This window comes from Moorena sp. SIO1G6 (genome assembly GCF_010672795.1).
GTDB lineage: Bacteria > Cyanobacteriota > Cyanobacteriia > Cyanobacteriales > Coleofasciculaceae > Moorena > Moorena producens.
Map to the genome: position 1 here is coordinate 18,172 of NZ_JAAHFZ010000025.1, position 24,151 is coordinate 42,322.

Sequence of the window (24,151 nt, forward strand, 5' to 3'; positions counted from 1 at the left end):
AACTCTTAGAATGTACGCAGTTGGAATCTTGGCTAGATAATAAGCTATGAAAGGGCATTGACTATGGGGGGTTACACCCCCCAAAATTATTACAATTGACCATAACTTGAACAGGACTTACGCAAAAGGTGCGACCCGTGGCGAATTTAATAATTAGATGCGGAAAGCGCACCTCACTGGCTCCTAAACGCGCTAATGATGTAGGGTGCGTTAATAAGGCCCCCTACAGGGATGGAATGCTTTAGTTCATTTGTACGGGGGAACTTCAGTAAAAAAAAAGTTCGCGGCAAGCACCAGCAAAATCTAAGTCAACTAAGTATTTTTACTCGGATTATCTTAGAGAATTTGCGATCGCACTCGATAGTTCTTTTGTGCTACAAAATGAAGTGCGGAAAGTGGGCTCGCCCGGACTAAGCAAACCATTAACAACCAATTGGGTAAGCCGACGGCTACCCCGACTCGGCGCTTGGTATTTCAGTGCTTTCAGTCGATTCATTTAGTTATCCTGGGCGGAGTCGAGCAAATTGTCAACTTAACTCACGAGCATCACAGGATTCTTCGCTTTCTTGGTGCTCCCTGCCAAAAATATTATCTACTGGTCTGACAAACCTGCGGAATGTGGGAAATAATATTTCTGATCAGGCAATAACCACAGGGTAAACGCAATAATCAATAAGGCGGCATTATTCTCAACAATATTAATATAAATTTGCAATAGTGCTGAGCAATCTTGGCTTAATATGGTCATCATCCTTGCCGTATATCACATTTTTGCTCAATTTTTCTTGCGCTTACCCTGTCACCAGGATCAGTTTTATCCTAACTTTATCCACTGACTAACACAAAAAAATAACATTTAACAATTAATTAATAAAATTAGCAGTTAATTTCTTGCGATTACAAACTAAATCATCTATTCTTTTATTGAAAGCAAGCATTAACACCTTTCTGCATCCCTAAGGATACTTCACTATGTTTATCACCCAATCAACAACAAAAAACACCCACTTTAGTTCTCTACCAGATGACTTATTCGCAGCTATTGAAGATCTCAAGAAGGAGCTAAATGCAGTTATTTTAGTTCACTACTATCAAGAGCCTGATATTCAAGATATTGCTGACTATTTGGGTGATTCTTTAACCTTATCTCGCCAGGCTGCTACTACAGATGCTGATGTGATCGTCTTTGCTGGAGTTCATTTCATGGCAGAAACTGCCAAAATCCTTAACCCTAACAAGTTAGTATTATTACCTGATTTAGATGCGGGTTGCTCTATGGCTGATGGCTGTCCTCCCGAAGAATTTGCTGCTTTCAAAGCTGCCCATCCAGATCATTTAGTGGTGTGTTACGTTAATTGCTCTGCTGCGGTTAAAGCAATGAGCGATATTATTTGCACCAGCTCTAATGCGGTAGATATTGTGAATCAAATCCCAAAAGATCAGCCAATTATTTTCGCTCCTGATAAAAACCTTGGTCGCTATGTTAGCGAACAAACAGGAAGGGATTTAGTACTTTGGGATGGGAGTTGTATGATTCATGAAATTTTTTCGGAAAAGAAGATCGTACAACTCAAAATAGAACATCCTCAAGCAGAATTTATTGCTCATCCCGAATGTGAAGCTCCAGTGTTACGCCATGCGGATTACATTGGTTCAACGAAAGCTTTGTTTGAGTATAGCCAGGGAAGTGCTGCGGAACAATTTATCGTCGCCACTGAACCCGGTATTCTGTATCAAATGGAAAAGCATATGCCACACAAGCAGTTTATTGCTGCACCAGCGACGGGTAACTGTGCATGTAATGAATGCCCTCACATGCGGTTGAATACTTTGGAAAAGTTATATCTAGCAATGAAAAATCGGGCACCAGAAATTACCTTACCAGAAGACATTCGGATTGCTGCACTCAAGCCCATGCAACGCATGTTGGAGATGTCAGCGCAACTTTCCGTTACTAAATCTATGTTGTCCAGTGTCTAAATCGTGATTGACTGACGAAACTTCTAAAACCCTTGATTTTACTACGAAGCAAGATTTGTCAGTCAACAAATTATAAATCTTAGAGGATGTTTGAAAAAGTCTGTGAAGGATTGATTTTCAAACATTCTCCGATATAATTATGACACAAAGTATGACTAAAATTAGATATGTTATTACCTTAAAGTAATCATGACATTACCGCAATTGGAGAATCAATATTATTCCTCAAAAGACGCAGCTTTACTTTACGATTGGCGCATTTATAGTATTCGTCAAGCCCTTAAGCAAAAAGGAAAAGCTACCGGAACTTTAGAAATTCAAGACTTGCTAGATTTGGGTCATCTGGATCAATATCACTACTTTGGTAGTCAAGCTTGCGATCGCGCCATCAATTATTTATCGCTCAATCCCAACTCTCGCGTTTTGGATATAGGAAGTGGTGTGGGTGGGCCAGCTCGATATATTAGCTATAAAACGGGATGTCACCTCCAATGTGTGGAATTAAGACAGGACTTTAGTGAAATTGCCCAAGAACTCACCCAACGGATGGGACTCGATCAGCGCATCCAATACCTGACTGGCAATGTTCTCAGTTCCGAAATCATCGATGCCCTGTTACCCAATTCATTTGACAACATCATTTCATTTCTATCCTTATTACACATTGAAGAGCGTGACAAAGTCCTTGAAATTTGTTTTCGTGCTTTGAAAGAAAATGGCAGTATCTACGTTGAGGATTACGTGGCAAATTGCACCCTGACACCAGACGTAAAAACCACTTTAAAAGAAGTATTTAAATCTTCTTACGTGCCAACCCGTGAAACCTACCGACAGCACTTCGAACGTGCAGGGTTTACTGAAATTTGTTTCATTGATTTAACAACCGGATGGCAACGTTGTATAAAAGAACGCTATCAGAAATTCATCGATTCCAAGGAAGAATCAATCAAACTCTTCGGTGAAGACATTTTTGAACACCGCAGTCGATTGTATAGAATTGGTCGGGATATGCTTCAAGGGGGTAGCGTTGGTGGAGCATTGATCACTGCTAAGAAACCCTGTGCTCCAAAGATATACCAAGTACCAGACACCTATTTTTCTGCTTTAACCTCTGTTTATAATGAGCAATACCATTTCTTTCTCGAAGACGGCTCTCTCCTTGCTCTGAGACATTTTAAAACCAAAACCCTTGAGCATTACTCCGCCTGGTGGAGTGACACTCAGGGCAACTCTCAGGAACTGATTAATACCTCGGAACAAAGAAGCTCAGCTGAGCATATCTCTATCCAAAAAAACGATCAAACTGGAATAATTTGTTTGCCAGAAGCCAATCTGGAAGTGCAATTTGAAGTGACGACCCAATTCACCTGGGGTGTTCCTGGTGAAGAAAATCAGCGCGATGTTATCCATCAGCCACAACTTGAATGCATTGTTCATACAGATAATGGCACTCAAAAAGCGCAAGGATATTGCAAAATTTATGAGGGGAATTATCCTAGGTTTTGGGGCTACCATTTTGTTTATGCACTCTTCCCTGATTACGGGATTATTTGGAGCGCTGATGCCACATTTGGTCAAGAAAGAAACAATCATTTCAATTTCCTCAATACTTCTAAACTTAATACTTCAGAACTGGATAATTCCCAAACAGAAAAGCAAATATTGTTGCGCGGGGAAAAGTCTTATCATCGCCAAACAAGTGCTCATGCCAGCATTCAAAACAGAATGTATGACTTGATCTTCGATAGAGCCTTTGCAACTTGGTCAAGCATTCTGCGAAATCGAACATCAACGATGGAAAGTAACCTCAGCTTGGAATATAGGGAGGCCATTTTAATAATAGATGACCAAGAAGTGAGCAAAGGAGTTTGCTTAAAAGAATCTTGTTTTGGCACAATTGTATAAGGGCAAAACTATGCAAGACTCTCAAATTTCTCTATGTAATCCCTCAGAATTGCCAAATATTCCCTCCCAGTTTGATGTTATAATCATTGGCTCTGGTGCAGCAGGGCTCTATTCTGCTTTGTCTTTGCCTTCCTACTTGCAAGTGGGCTTAATTACCAAAGATGCCCTGAAAACCGGAGCAAGTAGCTGGGCACGAGGCATTGCTGCGGCAATCGATCCCTCAGATACTCCATTGTCCCATTGGGAAGACACCCTCAAAGCTGGGGCAGGTCTTTGCGAACCAGAAGCAGTCAAACTTTTAGCTGATAATGCTCCCGGTGCGATCAAGTCCCTTTTAGAGATGGGAGTCAACTTTGACCGCCACGGTCAGAAACTAGCCCTGGAGCTAGAAGCGGCACACTCTCGTCCTCGTGTCCTCCATTCTGGTGAAACGACTGGAAAGGTGCTGATTGATGCACTCACGGCTCAAGTTTTGGAACGGGAAAACATTCAGGTGTTTTCCCAGGCATTTGCCTTGAGTTTGTGGCTGAATGAAGTCACAGGGAACTGTCAGGGGGTGAGTGTCCTCTATCAAGGATATATTCGCTGGGTTAGAGCTGCGGCAGTGGTCTTAGCCACTGGCGGCGGCGGTCAAGTTTTTTCCCACACCACAAACCCCACGGTCAGTACTGGGGATGGGATTGGTCTGGCTTGGCGTGCAGGAGCCTTGATCCGAGATCCAGAGTTTGTTCAGTTTCATCCGACGGCGCTAACAGTAACTGGAATCCCCCGTTTCTTGGTTACTGAAATTGTGCGGGGGGAAGGGGCTCATTTAATCGATGCCCAAGGACAGCGTTTTGTGTTTAATCATCATCCTGATGGAGAGCTGGCACCCAGGGATGTGGTCAGTCTGGCAATTTTCTGTCACTTACAGCAAACGAAACCCGATCCCTATTGTGTTTATCTGGATTTGCGACCCATAAAAGCCCAGAGGATGCGAGATCGTTTTCCTAGTATTATTCAAGCCTGTCAACAGTGGGACATCGATTTGTTTACACAGCCCATTCCTATTGCTCCTGTGGCTCATTATTGGATGGGGGGAGTTGCGACGAATTTGGAGTGTTGTACCTCCATCAAGGGGCTATATGCTATCGGTGAAACTGCCAGTACAGGAGTTCATGGTGCTAATCGTTTAGCTAGTAATTCCCTACTAGAATGTATTGTTTTTGCTGCTCAATTGTCCCAGCTAAGGATTAACTCCAAGGTTAATGGTGGTGATGATATGGGATATCACTCTCTGCCAGTAAAGCAGGAACAGGATTGGAATAACGAGATGGATACGGTTAACTCAATCAGACAAAATTTACCTAAACTCATGTGGCAAAGTGCTGGTATTTCTCGCTCTCAAGCAATACTTGAAGATGCGATCGCACAACTAAATAGTTGGCGTTCTCAACTGACTGAGTTGAATATTATGGGATACTTACTCAAGGCGACACCCAAGCAAACAGTGCAATTAAACTCTGATCGAGCTGAGCAGCACCTGAGGCTAGCTGCAGAAACTCTAAATTTGACCGATGTTGCTTATTTAATCTTGAAAAGTGCGGCTTGGCGCACTGAAAGTCGAGGCGGACATTACCGTAGCGATTATCCTCAAACCTCTGATGATTGGCTATTCCATACCCTAATTCAGGGAGATTGTTGGCATAAGTCCGGCAAGATTACCAGTTAAACTGAGTTGGAAACAGATGAGCCAAAAAATGTCAGCATTCAGCTATCAGCATTCAGCTATCAGCTGATAGCTTACCCGGGGAGAGGTCACTAGGGAGTAATTTTCAAATGCAATTTTGGATCTTGTGCTGCCCAACCCCCAGGGGAATTCAAACGAACCTCAAAATGTAGATGGGCTTGGTCAATGTCAGGATTTCCGGTAGTCCCCACTGTCCCCAATAACTGTCCAACATTAATCTTCTGACCTGGACTGACAGTAGTACGGTTTAAGTGAGCATAGCGGGTTTGGCGTCCTCCCTCATGATTAATCACCACCAAATTCCCATAAGTGTCTTGTGGTCCAGCATAGGCAACTATACCGCTATCAGTAGCAACAACCTGAGTACCTTCCTGTGCCAGTAAATCGACACCAGCATGAAACTTCTTTTCTTCCTCACCAGCATCTTGCCGCCAACCGTAATCCAGTCCTATCCGTGCCACAGTTGGTAAGGGATAATTAGTCAATCCGGTGTACCTATCTACAGTTGGAGTTTCCCTCGTTGCTGTGGGAATACCTATCCCAAGGGAATTCAACCCTGGGATAAAGGCTTGCTTAGAGGGTTTTTTACAACCATTTAACTCAAATAAAACGGCAGCACGGACACCGTAGGCGTCTGCTAAGTCTTGCCAAGTGGCATTCAATGGCACATTCACCAAGATGCCATTGAATGGCGGAATCAGAATCTCTTGCCCCACTGGCATTGACTGTCGGCTTAAGCTTGGATTCAATCTAAGTAGTGTAGCCTCCTCAAGGTTGTATTGGTTGGCAATACTCTCGACAGTTTGACCTGCAGCCACTTGGTGGCGAGTTAAGCGGGAGAGCACTGGCGGTGGACAAATATCCTGTATTGTTGTGTTTTGACTTACTGTGTTTTGTGCCTGTTGTACTGTTTGTACTGTCAGGGTTGAAGGGTTTAGGTTGGCTGCTTGAAGTGTGGAATGTTTGAAATTTAACTGGCTTTGCGTTCGCTGAAAGCGGGACGAAGTCCATCGCCAACCATCATCTACAGATAAAGAATCAGGATAGGAATAAGTTGTTCCCAAGTTTGAACTAGCAACAGTTGGGGTCACTAGCCAAAAAATTGTAGAAATAATTGGGAGCCAGCGCACTACATTCATTGTTAAGGATTGAGTCATAGATCAAGACTAGGGCACAGGTAAACGGTTTCAACTTTTAGACTTCAAGCAAACAACCTAACCTTCGGGAATAGCTATGGTTTGAACTTTCTCCGTTCGCGTAGCATGGCCTTTTGGCCAAGGAATTTGATCAACCCTCTAAAACATTAAACCTTCAATAGCGTGAACCTTCAACTATTAAACCTTCAACTATTAAACCTTTAGAGCACTCTTAAAATGCTAGGAATACTATCGACTGCCTCTAGAGACCGAATTTCATCTAGAGCCTGTCGAAAGTTCCCTTCACGCACATCATGAGTGACGACCACAATCTCTGCTAAGTTTCCTTGGAAACCAATTTGCACCACAGATTCTAAACTGACATGATGTTTGCCAAAACAGGTGCCTAAATGCCCAATTACACCAGGATGATCTTGACTGAGGAAGCGCGCATAAAAGCGGGTGACCAGGTCTGAAATAGGAGCAACAGTACAATAGTGCTGATGAGCACAACTAAGTAGAGGATGTAGTTGCTTGGCTTCGAGATCGGTTTTGAGGACAGCAGCAATGTTTAAGATATCCGACACTACCGCACTGGCTGTCGGACCAGAACCTGCACCAGGACCAGAGAAAATCACTTGTCCAATCGGTTCGCCTTCTACCACAATCCCGTTATAAACATCATTAATACTGGCAAGGGGGTGAGTTTTGGAAACAAGGGTAGGATGTACCCTCAGCTGAATAGTTTCAGACTTTGGGTTATCCCCAGTTGCCATTGGGTCTCGCTTGGCTACAGCTAAGAGTTTAATTACAAACCCCAGTTTCTCAGCATAACCAATATCTGCTGCACTGACCTGACGAATTCCTTCACAGTGGACATCAGATAAATTAATCCGTCCTGCAAAAGCAATAGAAGCTAAAATAGCAATCTTGTCAGCGGCATCTAATCCATCCACATCAGCAGTGGGGTCAGCCTCAGCATATCCCAACTGTTGCGCATCAGCCAGAATATCGGCAAATTCTCCCCCTTCCCGTTGCATCCGGGTCAGGATGTAATTGGTAGTACCGTTAACAATGCCAGTAATACTATGAATACGGTTCACTCCCAATGCCTGTTTTAGGGGTTGAATTACTGGGATACCCCCCCCAACTGCTGCTTCTAACATGACGTAGACTCCTGCCTCTTCCGCCGCCGCAAAAATTTCATCTCCATAGCGGGAAATAACGGCTTTATTGGCAGTGACAATATGTTTACCTTGGGCAATCGCTTTGAGCATAAGCGATCGCGCTGGTTCTAATCCTCCCAGTAGCTCTACTACAATATCTATCTCTGGGTTGGTGACAATTTCTTCTAGGTCCGTTGTCATCAACTCCAGTGGTAGTTGCACTTCTCTGGGCTTATCAAGCGATCGCACTCCTACCTTGGCAATTTCTATCCCTTGCAGTAGTGGGTTACGTCCAGCTGTGTCGAGTAAAATCTTTGCTGTCCCTGTACCAACCGTCCCTAATCCTAATAAAGCAATCTTAAAAACCACAGTATTTATCCTGAATCTATATGCTTGCCAAACTAGCGTTCGCTGAAAGCGGGATGAAGTCCATCGCTGAAAGCGGGACGCAGTCCATCGCTTAAAGCGTGCAGATCGCGAATCTTTTTCTTTTCTAGCCTACTTTGCGGTTAAAGGTTCATCCGTTGAAGGTTGAAGGTTCATCCGTTGAAGGTTGAAGGTTCATCCGTTGAAGGTTGTTTCCTGCAATCTGCCAACCGGCTAACCTGCCAACGGGCTCACCCAGGTATAAGGGTTTCAACGTGTTTATATTTTTATTAATTTGTTGCTTTATTAATTTAGTGTTATTGATTTTTTTAGTGGATAAAGGTTTCATAATTTAGATGCATTTGCTTTATAGCTCAACAAAATACATTAAAATTACTTTTTTTTGAGCATCACATCTTTGGCAAACTGTTGTGTATTAAAAATATATAACAGCTTAACTGCTTACCTCACCATTGCCATTGGCATCTTTGCCGATATCCAAGCAGATTAGGTTTTGTTGGGTGCATCTCAATGGATGAAATTAAGCAAAAATTCGCGCGAGAATTCCCACACTCCCCGCGCCCCACACTCCCCGCGCCCCACACTTCCCACACTTCCCTTTTTTTGACAAATATGAGATACACCCGGTTTTGTTGACCTCTTTAATCTCCTCTGTGCTTGAGGCTGAAGCCTCTTTGCTGTTCCGCCTTACTTCCTAGAATACGGGGATAGCCACCTTCGGGTTATTATTTATTTTGGTTAACTCTTACTTTACCAAACACTTATAAATAATAAATGACCTCAACCCCATCAATCAAAGATAATAATCGCGTCTCCGTGACCGATATAGATATGCCTCCGACGCTGTTACTCGGACCTGGGCCATCTAATGCCCATCCTTCCATATTAAAAGCGTTGGGAATGCCCCCAGTTGGTCACCTGGATCCCCGTTTTATCGCACTGATGAACGAAGTGCAAACCTTACTCCGCTACGCTTGGCAAACTGATAACCCGATGACCATTCCCATGAGTGGCACAGGTAGTGCGGCAATGGAAGCTACTCTAGCCAATGCAGTAGAACCAGGTGATGTGGTTTTAGTTGGGGTAAACGGTTACTTTGGACACCGACTTGTGGATATGGCTGGTCGTTATGGTGCTGATGTCCGTAAACTAATCAAGCCTTGGGGGCAAGTCTTTACCCTTGATGAACTCCGAGAAGGCTTGGAAACCCATCGTCCTGCTGTCTTGGCTTTGGTTCATGCTGAAACGTCAACCGGTGCCCGTCAGCCCCTTGAAGGTGTGGCTGAGTTGTGCCGAGATTTCAATTGCTTGCTGCTGGTTGACACAGTCACCAGTTTAGGTGGGGTGCCACTGTTTATTGATGAATGGGGGATTGATCTGGCCTATAGTTGCTCCCAAAAAGGGCTTAGCTGTCCACCAGGCATTTCTCCTTTCACTATGGGAGCTCGTGCCCTCGAAAAACTCAACCAGCGTCGTACCCAAGTCGCTAATTGGTATTTGGATGTATCGATGTTGAGCAAATATTGGGGTGACGAGCGCACCTACCACCACACAGCTCCAATTAATATGAATTATGCCTTGCGCGAAGCGTTGCGATTGGTTGCTGAAGAAGGACTAACCGCTTGTTGGGAACGGCATCAAACTAATGCTGAATTGCTTTGGGAAGGTTTGGCTGATTTGGGTCTAGAATGTCACGTGGAGCAAGAATTTCGTTTGCCTACCCTGACCACGGTTCGGATACCAGACGGGGTGGATGGCAAGGCAGTTACCCGCAAACTGCTGGATGATTACAACATGGAAATTGGTGGCGGCTTGGGTGAATTAGCTGGTAAAGTCTGGCGCATTGGTTTAATGGGTTATAACTCTCAGCGAGAGAATGTGGAGCAAGTTTTGAGTGCTTTAAAGGAGGTTTTAGGGGATTCTAAATAAAACTTAATGGCAAGGCATTGGTAAGCGATGCAGCGCGGTCTTGGGGGTTCCCCCCATGAGCGACTGCATCAAGAAGGGATGTAACAGATGGGGTGCATCCTAGCTTGTTCAGAAATCTGGTGATTAGCTTATAGCTGACTGCTGATAGCTGAATCATTACCCTTGCCAAGCGGAAAAATACCACAAAGGGTGAAATGTTAAAAATTTCATAAGAACCAGAGCGATAGGATAAAACGTTGCTCGGATTATGGAATTTCATGATTCATCAATTGAAAAATAGGTAAATAGTCAAAAAAACTATACTTTTTGACTATTTACTCGTCAAATCCTCCTGACAAAGGATTAAGGATTTAATTCAGGATTTTTTTTCAGCATTTATTTACCATTATTTTATTAAAAATGCTACAATAATAGTTTAAAATTTTAATAGTGGCGAGTTCAAGCAACTCAAAATGATCTATGCTATACAGGTTCAGTAATAGTTAAAGGAGAATTGATAATTGTCTCGTCGCTATTTATTTACCTCTGAATCAGTTACCGAAGGTCATCCTGACAAAGTCTGTGATCAGATTTCTGACACTATCCTAGATGCTATGCTCGCTCAAGATCACCAAAGCCGTGTTGCGGCTGAAGTGGTCGTTAACACCGGTTTGGTATTGATTACTGGTGAAATTACCTCCCAAGCCCAGGTCAATTTGATTGATTTGGCGCGGAAGAAAATTGCTGAAATCGGTTACACTGATGCTGACAATGGTTTCTCTGCCAACAGTTGCTCTGTTTTAGTTGCTCTTGATGAACAATCCCCTGACATTTCCCAAGGGGTGACTGCTGCCCAGGAAAGTCGCGAGGAAATGAGTGACGATGAACTAGATGCCATCGGTGCAGGGGACCAAGGTCTGATGTTTGGCTTTGCCTGCAACGAAACCCCAGAACTGATGCCTATGCCAATCAGTTTGGCTCATCGGGTTTCTCGCCGTCTGGCAGCTGTACGTAAAACTGGTGATTTACCTTACCTGCGTCCTGATGGCAAAACCCAGGTCAGTGTGGCTTATGAAGATGGCAAACCGGTTGGGATTGACACGATTCTGGTTTCCACCCAACACGATGCCACTATTGGTGATATTACCGATGAGGTAGCTGTCCAGGCAAAAATTAAAGATGACTTGTGGTCAGCAGTGGTGGAACCCTGTTTCCAAGATATTGAGATTAAGCCGGATAACAACACACGCTTCCTGGTGAACCCCACAGGAAAATTTGTGATTGGTGGTCCCCAAGGTGATGCAGGTTTAACTGGTCGCAAAATTATTGTAGACACCTATGGCGGTTACTCTCGCCATGGTGGTGGTGCTTTCTCTGGCAAAGACCCCACTAAGGTAGACCGTTCCGCTGCCTATGCCTGTCGCTATGCAGCTAAGAACATTGTGGCAGCAGGTTTAGCAGACAAATGCGAAGTCCAGCTCAGTTACGCGATTGGGGTGGCTAGACCCGTGAGTATCCTTGTAGAAACCTTTGGCACTGGTAAAGTGGACGAGGAGATTTTGCTGGAATTGGTCAACAACTATTTTGAACTGCGTCCTGCTGGAATCATCCAAACTTTCAATCTGCGCCGATTACCCGCAGAACGGGGTGGTCGTTTCTATCAAGACACGGCAGCTTATGGTCATTTCGGGCGTACCGATTTGATTCTGCCTTGGGAAGAAACTGATAAAGCAGAAATCCTTAAGGAAGCTGCTGGTAAATCTGGTGCTGTATCGATGGCATAAACTAGTACTCGGTCAATGTACTTTTGAGAGTTAAATCAAGGTGTTAAGTGTTAGGCATGAGGCTTTAGGGATTAGTGAAAGCCTCATGGCTAGTGCTATTAAGCTATCAGCAATCAGCTATCAGCAATCAGCTATCAGCAATCAGCTATCAGCAATCAGCAATCAGCAATCAGCAATCAGCAATCAGCAATCAGCAATCAGCAATCAGCAATCAGCTATCAGCTATCAGCTATCAGCTTTTGTGAATAAAACAGGTAACCATTTGTTTAATCTGAGTTACGTCAGCCTAATGCATTAGGCTGACCCCTGACCGCTGACCGCTGACCCCTGACCACTGACGGCTGAATGCTTACCTAATAATGTCTCTAGGGTTTTTCCTGATTATCTCCCTTCTTAGTTTCAGCAGGTTTACTGGGTTGAGAGCGTTTTTTCAACTGAACAAAAAGTTGAAAGCGGGTGCGATTGGGGTCGATTTTGGCAACCGTTAAGCCGATGGTATTAATTGCCTTTGCTAAGATTTCTTGCTGGGTTGGTAGTTGGGCGAGATTGAGATTACTGCTATTGAGGGTACGCTCAACATCAAGGAAAAATTGACCAGTGTTGGGATTAGGTTTGGTTGGTACGGTGTTTTGAAACAGAGGTGCTTGAATTAGTGTCTTTTGGGGTTGAGGGAGCAGTTCACTAGCAATGGGGGCTCCTAGGGTGAAGAAGACTACATTCCCTTCTAACCAGCCGTGGGTAGCATTCACCCCTCCTAGAGTAGCTGTCCAGCTCACCATTGGTTGACCGTTCACCTGAGTTTCTACTACCGGTAACTGATAACTATTGGTGATTAAGTCATCCAATTGCTGTAGGGTTGCTTGAGCACTAGAGCGATCGCTTACTTTTACCATCAATGCTAGCCCAGCTCCTAAGGGCGCAGAGTAAGGGTTATCCTGAAGCGCCAGTTTTTCGGGAGACATTGGTATTAAGGCTAGGGCAAACTCCCCTTCCATCCAAGAGAGTAAATCCTTTTCCCAATCCAAGCCTAAGGTAGTTTTCAATCCACCTTGGAAATTGTCTGGGGAAATGGGGATGAGAGAATTTAATGCTCCTTGTTCGGTATAGTATTGCCAAAATTGTCTGATGTTACCCCCAGATATAATCGCTAGGGTACTCGCTGGCATCCGTCTAGGCAAAAAAGAACCGCTAGTGTCGTTACTGGCCTTAACAGTGCTTCTGGGTTTGACCCAGGAAATCCCTTCAAAACTTATCCCCTCTGGTGTTAGGGTTACTGTTGTGACTATGTCTTGCTTTAAGGGTTTAGCTGCTGTTTTTTGAGCCTGCTCCTGGGAATCAGGGGCTACTGCGGCTAAAAAAGCTGGTAGATTAATATACAACTGACCAAAGGACTGATCAGCTTTAATCTGAGCGATCGCATCTTGGTACCCAGCTTTACTAGCTACGGAAATAGCTCCTTTGTAGGTGTCAATCACCTGATCAATAATTTTGGGGTTTTCACTCACTACTAGAAAACGCCCCAGCACTGTTACTGAGTACTTTTGTGAGTACTTTTGGGAGTTACTCTTGTTTGTTTCGTAAACCTGAATACCTCTGTAGGTTCTCTCAACCCACTGTTTCCCTGATTGAGACTTGGCTTTTTTGAACAGCTCCATTGCTTGGGTTAGTTTGTCAATGGGTAGTACAATCAAACTGGGAAAAACTGATTGATCGTTTGATAAGACTGCTGGTGATAAGTCTCTAGGGCTAAAGTATGCTAAGGTAACTTCTTCACCCAACCAAGGTTTGATATCTTGCTGATAGTTGTAGCCGTTAGCGTTTAGTAAATTTTCCTGCAACTGACCAAGCTGTTTTTCCAAAACTTGTCGAGATTCAGTTGTGCCATAGTTTAGCAACTGTTGCCATTGTTTGGAGTCTGTAGAAATTGATGCAGTAAAAAAGGCATTTTGGGGAACTAACTGGGTACTTACCTGAATATTTGGTTTGAAAATCTGCCGCCGAACTAGCAACCAGTAAGCGGTTACTCCACCGCCTACTACCAAGACGGCTGCTGCAAAAATTAGCAGTAGAAAAGATTTCTTTTTTTTGGTCATGGATTTGATTGCTAGGGACATAAAGATAAAAGGTTATATCTCTGTGTGACCGTTGAATGTGATTACAATTGGTTGTTCGTAAATTACCAATTACTAATTACCAATTACTAATTACTAATTATCAATTACAAATTACCAATTAACAGGTATGGTATCAACCAGATTAGAAGTGATTAACTGGACTTGATCTTAGCTGTAAATCGTATCTCGTTGCTGATAGGGACGGCCAATGGATTGAATGGCTGCTTGTAATGTTTCTACTTCCATACAGGTACCCCCCATAGCTCCGGCCATGGTGGTGATATGCTCCTCCATTAATGTGCCACCAATATCATTACAACCCCATTTAAGGGCATCTGTCGCCCCAGCAAGACCGAGTTTTACCCAACTGGGTTGGTGATTTTTAATCCAGTTCCCTAGGAAAATCCGAGCTACAGCTGTGAGTAACAGAGCATCTTTCAATACCGGTTGATCCCGTCCAACCCGATGGCGTAATGGTTTGGGGGCTTCCTGTCCGACAAAGGGCAGTAAGATAAATTCAGTGATTAAGCCAGGGTATCCCTGGTTACAGGCTTTTTGTTGAAGCGATCGCAATTTTTCCAAGTGTGCCACTTGTTGTTGGGGTGTCTCAATATGACCCGAGAGCATAGTACTGGTTGTGGGCATTCCCAATTGATGAGCTGTTGACACAATCTCTAGCCAAGTGGCGGTATTGGTCTTTTCTGGACAGAGAATACGTCGGACATCATCATCTAAAATCTCTGCTGCTGTTCCTGGCATTGAACCAAGACCAGCCTCTTGTAGTTGAGCAATTACCTCGGCATAGCTAAGTCCATCTTGCTCAGCAATAAATTGCACTTCCTGGGGAGAGAAAGCATGGAGATGCAGCTGAGGAAAGTCTTGCTTAATGGTTTTTACCAACCCTAGGTAATAGGGCAAGGTTGACCCATTCATCTTTGCCTTGGGGTTGAGTCCGCCCTGCATGCAAATTTCTGTAGCATCCCGCCGCACCGCATCCGCTGCCTTTTCATGAATTTGCTGCCAATCGAGCCAATAAGCACCCTCTTCAGAGGCATCCCGCCGAAAAGCACAGAAACTACAGTGCTGGGTACAGATATTGGTAAAGTTGATATTACGGTTGATAACATAGGTAACCGTATCCCCAACTTGTTTATAGCGCAACCGATCCGCAGTTTCTTGAATTGACGCTACGGCCTGAGGTTCAGTTTGCTTCAAAAGCACAACCCCTTGATCGGGTGATATATCAACACCCCCTAAGGCACGGTTGAGAATAGTATCAATACTAGTGGTAATCACAGGCATATTCAGTAAACCTACATTCAGTAAATCTACAATGATCGCAGTGATCGCAGTTGAACACCTCCATGGTGTAGCCGGAAGGTGAAAATAACTTAGGGGCTAAAACCCCCTGTTTCCATATATTTTGTCTGTCATCTATTTCCATTCCATTGGCAAGTGTGCTCCTTTGCTGATTGAGGTTACTATTGTTGAAAATTTTCCTGAGAAGTCTCTGGTTCCACCCCCTGTTGCTATTGTTTTGGATTGCTATTGGCAGTGTTTTACGCTTCACTAACCTAACCCTGAAGTCTCCCTGGACTGATGAATTTGCCACAATCGTGTTCAGCTTGGGCAATAGTTATCAAACCTTACCCCTAGACCAAGCCATTTCCCTCTCTACCCTGTTACAACCACTGGCATTTAATCCAGAATCGGGAGCATCAGCAGTTATTCATCATTTATTCACTGAGGATCACCACCCTCCTCTATACTTTGTCCTCGCGAACTGGTGGATGAGGCTATTCTCCTTCGGTGTACAGGCGTTTGATGGAACATCCTTACAGGATAGCGACTTAGTAATTTGGGGAATGCGATCGCTTCCCGCCCTGTTCGGTATAGTATCAATTCCCGTAATCTATGGACTGAGCTGGGTAGGGTTTCGTTCCCGGTTAGTCGCTCAACTAGCAGCAGCAATTATGGCTGTGTCTCCCTACGGTGTCTTTCTAGCCCAGGAAGCCCGTCATTACACCTTAGCTATTTTGTGGGTAATGGCATCCCTGTGCTGCTTAGTTATTGCTGTACAACATCTTCAACGCCATACTGTTCTACCGATTTGGATATCCCTGTCTTGGGTAGTGGTTAATTGTTTAGGTATAGCAACCCACTATTTTTTTATCCTGACCCTCTGTGCTGAGGCCATGGTTTTATTAGGACTTTGGGGATTAGCCAAAATTTCTCCTTCTCGACCCTCTCCCATCCGGCGCATTGGTGCAGTTGCGGCAGGTAGTGCCATGGGAGGATTAGTTTGGTTACCAGTGTGGCTATCGAGTTACGATGCTCAGATGACTGAATGGATTATCAGTAGCAGTGAAGGGAGTTGGGCTTGGTGCAAGCCAATTTTTCAAGCTATCGCTGCTTGGATCACCATGTTATCGCTATTGCCCGTAGAGTCATCTTCCCTGATAGTGGTCATTGCTTCGGGTTTGGTGATGTTGCTGTTTCTAATCTGGTTGCTTCCGATTCTCTATCGCTATCTAAAAATACAACTAAATCACCCTCAGACTGCTTTGGTCACAACGGTTTTAGGGAGTTTCTTGATTAGTGCGATCGCATTATTTTTTGGTATTACTTACTGCCTTGGTACCGACCTCACCCGTGGTGCTCGGTATAGTTTCGTTTACTTCCCTGCTGTGATTGTATTAGTAGCAACCGCCCTAGCCGTGAGTAAGCGTCACCCTTCAACACCAAATCCCACTGACAATAGTAGCCATGGGAAACCGAAAACTATAGCGCTAGTTTTGTTAATGGGGTTTTTGAGTAGTATTACCGTAGTCAGCAATCTAGGCTATCAAAAATACTATCGTCCAGATTTATTGGTACCGATAATCGAACAAAAGTCATCAGTACCGATACTAATTGCTACTACTCACAACACCTTGGTACAGACTGGTGAAATGATGGGACTGGCTTGGGAATTCCAACAGAAGGCTGATCAAAAACTATCTTCAGTAAATCCCAAATTTCTATTGGCACATCAAGACCAAATTCAGTGCCAGCAGACCAATTGTCCGGCTGCTATCACTCTTAAAAAGACTGTTGCTAATTTGTCAAGTACCCTAGATGTATGGTTGGTGAATTTTAACGCAACAGTTGAAGAGTTACCTAATTGTTCTGCTGAGAATTCTGTTAATAATTTAATATCCGTGGATGGTTACCAAGCTCAGGTTTATCACTGTCTTGATTCTAAGCATTCAGCTGTCAGCTATCAGGCGTCAGCCGTTAGCCGTCAGCCGTCAGCCGTCAGCCGTCAGCTTATTTTATTCAATAGCTGATAGCTAATAGCTGATAGCTAATAGCTGATAGCTAATAGCTGATAGCTGATATCTGATAGCTGATAGCTAATAGCTGATAGCTTAAGCAAAATATGCGATAGTATCTTTTGTAACAAACTCTAATTAAACCCACCCCCATGAGTATCGCCCCCCTAACCTGGCAAGAACTAGAAGCTCTGACGGATTTTCAAATAGATACTGTTAATGGAGCTACTAACGCTCAATCCTGTTTGCGCCTATTTGGTTTTACTGAATCTGATATTCGGGTTACCCTATACCGCGATAACCACGCTTGGTGCCCTTACTGCCAGAAAACTTGGCTATGGTTGGAAGAAAAACAGATTCCTTATCGTATCAAAAAAGTTACCATGTTTTGTTATGGTAAGAAAGAAAGTTGGTACAAGCAGAAAGTGCCATCGGGGATGCTACCAGCTCTAGAGCTAGATGGTAACTTGATTACCGAAAGTGATGACATTTTAATCGGATTAGAACGGGTTTTTAAACCCTTAGAACAAAGCATGAAAGACCCCGCTGTCATCAACCTACGGCAGTTGGAGAGACTTCTGTTTAGAGCTTGGTGTACTTGGTTGTGCTATCCTACACGTTCATCTAAAGAAGAACAAAATCACCAAGACCAATTTGTTAAAGTGGTGGAGATGGTGGAAAATGCCCTAAGCTCCACTCCGGGTCCTTACTGTTTGGATCAGTTCGGTACTGTTGATGTGATTTTCATGCCTTATGTCGAACGCATGAATGCCAGTCTTTATTACTACAAAGGCTATTCTTTGAGGGAAGAAAATCCTCGATTGGCAGCTTGGTTTGAGGCCATGGAAACCCGACCTACCTATCGTGGCACCCAGAGCGACTTCCACACCCATGTCCATGATTTGCCTCCCCAGATGGGGGGCTGCTGGCCAAACGATAAACCCCAGACGTTAATCAATCAGGCACGGGTGGACAATGGTCCTTGGGAAGGGCTACCGGATGTAACTTACCCAGAACCGGAAACTTCCCGTACTGAAGCTCTCCAACGAGTGCTTAAACACCGCACCAATATCATTCGAGTTAACCCCGCCGACGAGACCTTGTTTGATCCAGCCCTGCGTTGTGCCTTGACACACATGATTACCGGGGAAACCTGTATGCCACCCTTGGGTTCAGATCCTGCTCTGCGATATTTGCGCGATAGAATTAGTGTTCCTCGGGATATGTCTATCTATGCTGCTAAGAGGCTCAGAGAGTCTCTGGAAAAAACTGCCTCTTTAGTAGGAAATGGTCAAGGTTCTGCTATTCCCATCCGTCACCGACGTGACCAAGATCCAGCGAACTTTGCCAAGGCGATCTAGAGTTGCGATCGCACTAATTGGGTGTATCTTATATTTGTAAAAAAGTGATTAATCGTAGGGTGGGCAGTGCCTACCAACCCTATGGGCAGCTTCGTGAATCTGCCTGATCCACTGCCCACCCTACATCTTACCAACTACATCTCAGTAAGGTGGGCAGTGCCTAGCCACCTGATGGGCAACTTGGTGAATCTGCCTAATCCACTGCCCACCTTACATCTACATCAACTAGAGTTGCGATCGCACTAAGTTTATCCAGCATATTAATCCTAGGGTGGGCAGTGCCTAGCCACCTGATGGCCAGCTTAGTGAATCTGCCTAATCCACTGCCCACCCTACATCTACATCAACTAGAGTTGCGATCGCACTAAGTTTATCCAGCATATTAATCCTAGGGTGGGCAGTGCCTAGCCACCTGATGACCAGCTTGGTTAATCTGCCTGATCCACTGCCCACCCTACATCAAGCTCAATACAAATACAGGGTTGTATAGCAATGAAAAATAAATCTATGAATGGGGATCAGTCCCAACGGGCGAGCAAAAAGAAGCATCTACTAGCAGCAGATAGTAAAAAGAAAGATAAGAAAAAATTAAATAAGAAAAAATTAAATAAGAAAAAACTTAAGAAACAAAAGAAGGCCAATCTCCCAAATTCAGAACGAAAAGTGTTCTACCACATTTCTGAGGCAGAAGGCAGCTCTAAACTTCCCAGGAAAATTTATGAAAAGGAGCTTGCCCGTCTACAATTGGAACTGGTGAAAATGCAATACTGGACTAAGCATACTGGTACCCGCATTGTGATTGTGTTTGAAGGACGTGATGCAGCTGGTAAGGGGGGCACTATTAAACGGATTACCGAACCCCTAAATCCACGTGGCTGCCGAATTGTGGCATTGGGTACACCGAGTGATCGGGAAAAGACCCAATGGTATTTCCAGCGCTATGTCGCTCATCTGCCCGCAGCCGGTGAAATTGTCTGTTTTGACCGCAGTTGGTACAATCGCGCTGGGGTGGAGCATGTGATGGGTTTTTGTACCGATGCACAGTATCAGGAATTCATGCAAACCTGCCCAGAATTTGAGCGGATGTTGGTCAGATCCGGCATAATTTTGCTGAAGTATTGGTTTTCAGTTAGCGATGAAGAACAAGAGCGACGCTTCCAATCTCGCACCACCGATCCCGCTCGTCGCTGGAAGCTCAGCCCGATGGATCTAGAATCTCGCGATCGCTGGGTGGAATATTCCCAAGCAAAAGACAACATGTTGGCTCACACCAATATTCCCGAAGCCCCCTGGTTCACGGTGGAAGCTGATGACAAAAAGCGGGCTCGTCTTAATTGCATCAGTCATATTCTCAGCAAGATTCCCTACATTGATATGACACCGGAACCTCTAGAATTACCCCCACGCAAGAAGGCTCCCAATAACTATGTGCGCCCACCTCTGTATGAGCAATTCTTTGTGCCCCAGTTGTATTGACATTTGGGAACGTCCTAAAATTCAGGACTTAGGGGTTTCTTCCTGTATTTTATTTCATTATCCTTTGCCTGAGACAATAACTGATAACTATTTCGATAAGCTCCTCTAGGGTCAAGTAAAGACTGAATCTTTTGTGATGTTTCTTCAATAGCATGTAGAATCCTGCCAACGATATCAGTTTGCTTAGCTTTAACTAGCAACAAACACTGATTAGGGTAAAAAACAACAATCAGCAAAGTATCTCTAGATTCCATGAATATTTTTTCGTTGTTTACCAGACTAGGTAAGCGGTTAATCGATTGGTGAAACTCGATTATTTTATCGGCTATTTTTAGAATTTCAGTTTTATTTAATTTACCTATTAACTGAGTAATTGGCAACTGTTTATAGAGGATAACTGCACCTAAAATGTCATCATTATCAGCTACTAAATCCCTAACAATGCTATCGTAATCTTGTGTGTTTTTTGACATATTGATTATGTTCATGGGATTAATTTTGATTAAACTACTCTAGCAAAGGGAACAGGGAACAGGGAACAGGGAACAGGGAACAGGGAGTAGGGAATATGGCATCAAAATTATATCAATTGCTACACGGATTGCTATATTGATAGTCTTGATCGGTATCCAATAAAACTATGATCACACTATTCCTAAACTAATTTCATTTATGATCATAATCCTTTGGCTTAGTTTGTCTGTATCAAATTAAACTTATTTGCTGGAAAATACTGTTATTGATTACCTTCATAACCGGCTGAATCCTAGAATTTAATGGGTTTGCTTGTATCTACAGAACAGTGTGTTAATTTTGTCTTTGCTGATCCCTCAGCGGTGATTGCTTGAGATCTCCCTTAAACAAAAAGCCACTGTAGGCATTCATACGGTGTTCGTGGAAATCTAGACCTTCAATTTCTGCTTTTTCTGTAACCCTTAGACTTGAGGAAAGTATACGTTTAACTAATAACCAAGCTAGCCAGCTCAGGAAAACCGTTGACACATCTACAGCAACAATGCCGAGTAGTTGAATAAAAAGCTGCCGGATACTATCTATCCCGCCACCACAGAATAGTCCGGCTACTGGACCGTTACCAATACTATACAAATCACCAGGTCCTTCACTGAAAAGACCTAAAGCCAGTGTTCCCCAGACTCCACCGACAAGATGGACAGAAATAGCACCTACTGGATCATCAATTTTCATCCTGTCCCAGAAGTCTACTGAAAAGACCACTATTATTCCTGCCAGCAGACCTATGGTGATAGCGCTACCAATGGTAACGAATCGACAGGATGCGGTAATGGCTACCAAACCCGACAGTACTCCGTTAATAATCATAGTGGGGTCAGGCTTACTGTCAGGATCCCTTGGGTCAAGCCAGGTAGTTAGAGCTGCGGCAATACCCCCTGCACAAGCTGCTGTATTAGTGGTGAGGACAATATGGCTAATTGCGTTGGGATCTAAATTCGTCGTTCCGGGATTAAAAATCGTTGAGCCGGGGTTAAAACCAAACCAGCCCAGCCATAAAATCAAGCAACCTAGAATCGCCAGGCTGAGATTGTGTCCGGGCAGCCCATAGGAAACGCCATCTATATATTTGCCCTTGCGTGGTCCGAGAAGGTAAGCACCTACTAAGGCACAGCAACCGCCTACGGAGTGAACTACCGTTGAACCAGCAAAGTCCCAAAATTTCAGCCCTTGTAGCCAGCCTCCTCCTAGCCAGCCTCCTCCCCAAATCCAGTGACCCGTGATTGGGTAAATGATGCCCACAAGTAGAAGGCTGAACAGACAAAAGGCAGAAAATTTGATGCGCTCGGCCACTGCTCCAGAGACAATAGTGGCAGCAGTTCCAGCAAAAACCAGTTGAAAAAAGAATTTGGCGTTGAGGGGTATACCAATATCTTTTAGTGAATAGAAGACACCGTTGTAGGCTTCTCCTATGGCTGGACTATTATCTGATCCCGAAAGGAAAAAGCCATTGAAACCTAAAACAGGGTTGCCATCACCAAACATGAAAGCAAAGCCAACTGCCCAGTAAGCGGCTGTAGACAGGGCAAACACAATCAGGTTTTTAGTCAAAATGTTGGCGGCATTCTTTTGGCGGCAAAGACCAACCTCCAATATCCCAAAGCCCGCGTTCATGAAGAATACTAAACAACCAGTGAATATCACCCAGATAGTATTCACGGTGATTTGGAGCGATTCAAGGGTAGTCTTAAAAGGTGGATTCTGGGCTACTGCTACCTCGGCACACAACAGAATAATTATTGCGATTAAGGGCAAGCAAACTTTCCAGCTTTGCAGCCTCCAAGCGCTGATGCACCTTAACCTTTTGCGCTTTTGTTTAGACATTAGTAATCAAAGGTTTAGTGCTTAGAATAAAAATCAATACTTGTAAGCATTCAGCTGTCAGCTTACGTGGTAATCGACAGTGGTATGGGAATCATGGTCAAATAATTGATTCCAAATCCTGTCGATGGATACCTACAATCTCGGTTATCTGTGATCATTATGAATTAGTACAAATAACCTAGTAGACAACTGAATTAATTAATTTTTTTTGGCCTTGGGCTACTAGTGAAAACTCTTTTGGCGTAGATAAAATGTTGGCGTAGATAACACCCTAATCTTAAATCAGCCTAAGTCATGAGTGACCATTGACTTGGCTTATCCTTACACTAGTTCCCTTGATTCTATGAGTAACTATAACTATTAACTCCCCGGGCACTTGACAGTGTTTTTCCAGGAACAGTTAAGCACTATCTTACTCTTAGAGTAGACGATATTTTCACTATTGTATGCTAGCATTACCCTTTTTCTTTTTTTATTCGTCGAAATATATTCCTGTTTTTTTACTCTCATAAAATGTAATTATTCAGCAGTCAGCTGTCAGCCGTCAGCTGTCAGCCGTTGGCCTTTGGCACCTCAAGTAGCACCTCAAGTAGCGGATTAGCTGAATGCTTACAGTTGCGGCAGGAAACGGGCAAGATGCCCGTTCCACCAAGATGCCCATGGCACCAAGATGCCCGTTCCACCAAGATGCCCATGCCAGCAAGATACCCATGCCAGTAAGATGCCTGTTCCACCAAGATGCCCATGGCACCAAGATGCCCATGGCACCTACCGGGTCAAACCGCAAAAATGAGATGCACCCAACCAGGATTGATGATCGTGATTTTTTTTTGCATGATGGAAGTAACTCCTATTTAGGAGGGAGGAAAGCCGCGCTGGTCGTGGTTAACAGGTATTGCCAGCGCGGCTATTAGTTTCAGTCGTCACCTTCTATACTATACATAACTCATCGAAAAAATGCAAGGCTTAATTAAAGTTTTTTACATTTATTTACAAATAGTATTGATAGCCATTGATGTACTAAATTATGTTTAATTTGTACAGGTTTTTTTTATGGGATTATATTTTGCTCGAGCAGGGAACAGGGAATAGGAAATATCAAAAAATCTGTTTAACTGATAGAGCATCAAGAATATTAATGTAGGGTGGGCAGTGCCAAAGATAGATAACAGCAGCTGGCGATAGCATTAGTAGGCACTGCCCACCGCGCGAATTAATCACAATAGAGAATATTGATGTAGGGTGGGCAGTGCAAAAGATAGATAAGAGCAGCTAGAGATAGGATGACTAGGCACTGCCCACCAAAGAATTAATCACAATAGAATATTGATGTAGGGTGGGCAGTGCCAAAGATAGATAACAGCAGCTGGCGATCGCATTAGTAGGCACTGCCCACCACGGGAATTAATCACAATAGAGAATAGTGATGTAGGGTGGGCAGTGCCAAAGATAGATAACAGCAGCTGGCGATCGCATTAGTAGGCACTGCCCACCAAAGAATTAATCACAATAGAATATTGATGTAGGGTGGGCAGT

18 protein-coding genes and 1 pseudogene are annotated in these 24,151 nt (G+C 43.9%); 11 read left to right on the plus strand and 8 right to left on the minus strand.

Going from position 1 to position 24,151, the window contains the following annotated elements; all coding sequences use genetic code 11:
* Positions 1–400 precede the first annotated feature (400 nt).
* From F6K63_RS22010 to nadB, 4 genes and pseudogenes are all read left to right on the plus strand, one after another.
* Positions 401–604: pseudogene (locus F6K63_RS22010) on the plus strand (IS1634 family transposase); the annotation flags it as partial.
* A gap of 368 nt (positions 605–972) precedes the next feature.
* On the plus strand, positions 973–1,980 hold the full coding sequence (gene nadA / locus F6K63_RS22015) for a quinolinate synthase NadA (protein ID WP_009148870.1): 1,008 nt from the start codon (positions 973–975) through the stop codon (positions 1,978–1,980).
* 189 nt (positions 1,981–2,169) lie between these two features.
* Positions 2,170–3,885, plus strand: a complete 1,716-nt coding sequence (locus F6K63_RS22020; RefSeq protein WP_009148872.1) for a methyltransferase domain-containing protein — start codon at positions 2,170–2,172, stop codon at positions 3,883–3,885.
* Positions 3,886–3,895: 10 nt separating this feature from the next.
* Entirely contained in the window at positions 3,896–5,596 is a 1,701-nt protein-coding gene (gene nadB / locus F6K63_RS22025; protein ID WP_287313123.1) for an L-aspartate oxidase, read from the plus strand.
* An 89-nt stretch (positions 5,597–5,685) separates the two neighbouring features.
* On the opposite strand, the gene F6K63_RS22030 is transcribed toward nadB, so the two are convergent.
* From F6K63_RS22030 to F6K63_RS22040, 3 genes are all read right to left on the minus strand, one after another.
* Positions 5,686–6,753: a M23 family metallopeptidase gene (locus F6K63_RS22030; RefSeq protein WP_287313124.1), complete on the minus strand. Its 1,068-nt coding sequence runs from the start codon at positions 6,751–6,753 to the stop codon at positions 5,686–5,688.
* A gap of 218 nt (positions 6,754–6,971) precedes the next feature.
* Positions 6,972–8,285 (minus strand): homoserine dehydrogenase, encoded by a 1,314-nt coding sequence (locus F6K63_RS22035; protein WP_287313125.1) that lies wholly within the window; start codon positions 8,283–8,285, stop codon positions 6,972–6,974.
* A 148-nt stretch (positions 8,286–8,433) separates the two neighbouring features.
* A complete protein-coding gene (locus F6K63_RS22040) occupies positions 8,434–8,556 on the minus strand; it encodes a hypothetical protein (RefSeq protein ID WP_267872074.1) in 123 nt (40 codons plus the stop codon).
* A gap of 521 nt (positions 8,557–9,077) precedes the next feature.
* Here F6K63_RS22040 and F6K63_RS22045 point away from each other — a divergent pair.
* A complete protein-coding gene (locus F6K63_RS22045; protein WP_287294394.1) occupies positions 9,078–10,232 on the plus strand; it encodes a pyridoxal-phosphate-dependent aminotransferase family protein in 1,155 nt (384 codons plus the stop codon).
* On the opposite strand, the gene F6K63_RS22050 is transcribed toward F6K63_RS22045, so the two are convergent.
* Positions 10,225–10,491 (minus strand): hypothetical protein, encoded by a 267-nt coding sequence (locus tag F6K63_RS22050; RefSeq protein ID WP_287294396.1) that lies wholly within the window; start codon positions 10,489–10,491, stop codon positions 10,225–10,227. The two genes, F6K63_RS22045 and F6K63_RS22050, sit on opposite strands and share 8 nt — an antisense overlap.
* Before the next feature lie 241 nt (positions 10,492–10,732).
* Between F6K63_RS22050 and metK the strand changes: the two genes are divergently transcribed.
* Complete coding sequence (metK, locus tag F6K63_RS22055; protein WP_287294398.1) at positions 10,733–11,995, plus strand: methionine adenosyltransferase; 1,263 nt, start codon at positions 10,733–10,735, stop codon at positions 11,993–11,995.
* Between the two features lie 365 nt (positions 11,996–12,360).
* On the opposite strand, the gene F6K63_RS22060 is transcribed toward metK, so the two are convergent.
* Together F6K63_RS22060 and cofH are read right to left on the minus strand one after the other, a co-directional pair.
* A complete protein-coding gene (locus F6K63_RS22060; protein WP_287248592.1) occupies positions 12,361–14,088 on the minus strand; it encodes a DUF3352 domain-containing protein in 1,728 nt (575 codons plus the stop codon).
* 189 nt (positions 14,089–14,277) lie between these two features.
* A complete protein-coding gene (gene cofH, locus F6K63_RS22065) occupies positions 14,278–15,411 on the minus strand; it encodes a 7,8-didemethyl-8-hydroxy-5-deazariboflavin synthase subunit CofH (protein WP_009148889.1) in 1,134 nt (377 codons plus the stop codon).
* A 185-nt stretch (positions 15,412–15,596) separates the two neighbouring features.
* Here cofH and F6K63_RS22070 point away from each other — a divergent pair, with 185 nt between their 5' ends.
* From F6K63_RS22070 to ppk2, 4 genes are all read left to right on the plus strand, one after another.
* Complete coding sequence (locus tag F6K63_RS22070; RefSeq protein WP_009148891.1) at positions 15,597–17,438, plus strand: glycosyltransferase family 39 protein; 1,842 nt, start codon at positions 15,597–15,599, stop codon at positions 17,436–17,438.
* 137 nt (positions 17,439–17,575) lie between these two features.
* Complete coding sequence (locus tag F6K63_RS22075) at positions 17,576–18,784, plus strand: glutathione S-transferase family protein (protein WP_287253135.1); 1,209 nt, start codon at positions 17,576–17,578, stop codon at positions 18,782–18,784.
* 66 nt (positions 18,785–18,850) lie between these two features.
* Positions 18,851–19,030 carry a hypothetical protein gene (locus F6K63_RS22080; protein ID WP_131827118.1) on the plus strand — a complete coding sequence of 60 codons (180 nt, stop codon included), beginning with the start codon at positions 18,851–18,853 and terminating at the stop codon, positions 19,028–19,030.
* Positions 19,031–19,276: 246 nt separating this feature from the next.
* Positions 19,277–20,260, plus strand: coding sequence for a polyphosphate kinase 2 (gene ppk2, locus F6K63_RS22085; RefSeq protein WP_009148897.1), 984 nt, complete (start codon positions 19,277–19,279; stop codon positions 20,258–20,260).
* A 14-nt stretch (positions 20,261–20,274) separates the two neighbouring features.
* On the opposite strand, the gene F6K63_RS22090 is transcribed toward ppk2, so the two are convergent.
* Together F6K63_RS22090 and F6K63_RS22095 are read right to left on the minus strand one after the other, a co-directional pair.
* Positions 20,275–20,733 carry a hypothetical protein gene (locus F6K63_RS22090; RefSeq protein ID WP_009148899.1) on the minus strand — a complete coding sequence of 153 codons (459 nt, stop codon included), beginning with the start codon at positions 20,731–20,733 and terminating at the stop codon, positions 20,275–20,277.
* Between the two features lie 334 nt (positions 20,734–21,067).
* Positions 21,068–22,615 carry an ammonium transporter gene (locus tag F6K63_RS22095; protein ID WP_287313126.1) on the minus strand — a complete coding sequence of 516 codons (1,548 nt, stop codon included), beginning with the start codon at positions 22,613–22,615 and terminating at the stop codon, positions 21,068–21,070.
* Between the two features lie 605 nt (positions 22,616–23,220).
* Between F6K63_RS22095 and F6K63_RS22100 the strand changes: the two genes are divergently transcribed.
* Positions 23,221–23,529, plus strand: coding sequence for a hypothetical protein (locus tag F6K63_RS22100; RefSeq protein ID WP_287313127.1), 309 nt, complete (start codon positions 23,221–23,223; stop codon positions 23,527–23,529).
* Positions 23,530–24,151 lie beyond the last annotated feature (622 nt).

Bases quoted from the DNA above. Each gene is read 5' to 3' on its own strand.
- ppk2 (WP_009148897.1), top strand. From the start codon at position 19,277: ATGAAAAATAAATCTATGAATGGGGATCAGTCCCAACGGGCGAGCAAA.
- nadA (WP_009148870.1), top strand. From the start codon at position 973: ATGTTTATCACCCAATCAACAACAAAAAACACCCACTTTAGTTCTCTA.
- F6K63_RS22020 (WP_009148872.1), top strand. From the start codon at position 2,170: ATGACATTACCGCAATTGGAGAATCAATATTATTCCTCAAAAGACGCA.
- F6K63_RS22050 (WP_287294396.1), bottom strand. From the start codon at position 10,491: ATGAAATTCCATAATCCGAGCAACGTTTTATCCTATCGCTCTGGTTCT.
- F6K63_RS22060 (WP_287248592.1), bottom strand. From the start codon at position 14,088: ATGACCAAAAAAAAGAAATCTTTTCTACTGCTAATTTTTGCAGCAGCC.
- F6K63_RS22100 (WP_287313127.1), top strand. From the start codon at position 23,221: ATGCTTACAGTTGCGGCAGGAAACGGGCAAGATGCCCGTTCCACCAAG.
- cofH (WP_009148889.1), bottom strand. From the start codon at position 15,411: ATGCCTGTGATTACCACTAGTATTGATACTATTCTCAACCGTGCCTTA.
- F6K63_RS22075 (WP_287253135.1), top strand. From the start codon at position 17,576: ATGAGTATCGCCCCCCTAACCTGGCAAGAACTAGAAGCTCTGACGGAT.
- F6K63_RS22095 (WP_287313126.1), bottom strand. From the start codon at position 22,615: ATGTCTAAACAAAAGCGCAAAAGGTTAAGGTGCATCAGCGCTTGGAGG.
- F6K63_RS22090 (WP_009148899.1), bottom strand. From the start codon at position 20,733: ATGTCAAAAAACACACAAGATTACGATAGCATTGTTAGGGATTTAGTA.
- F6K63_RS22045 (WP_287294394.1), top strand. From the start codon at position 9,078: ATGACCTCAACCCCATCAATCAAAGATAATAATCGCGTCTCCGTGACC.
- F6K63_RS22030 (WP_287313124.1), bottom strand. From the start codon at position 6,753: ATGAATGTAGTGCGCTGGCTCCCAATTATTTCTACAATTTTTTGGCTA.
- nadB (WP_287313123.1), top strand. From the start codon at position 3,896: ATGCAAGACTCTCAAATTTCTCTATGTAATCCCTCAGAATTGCCAAAT.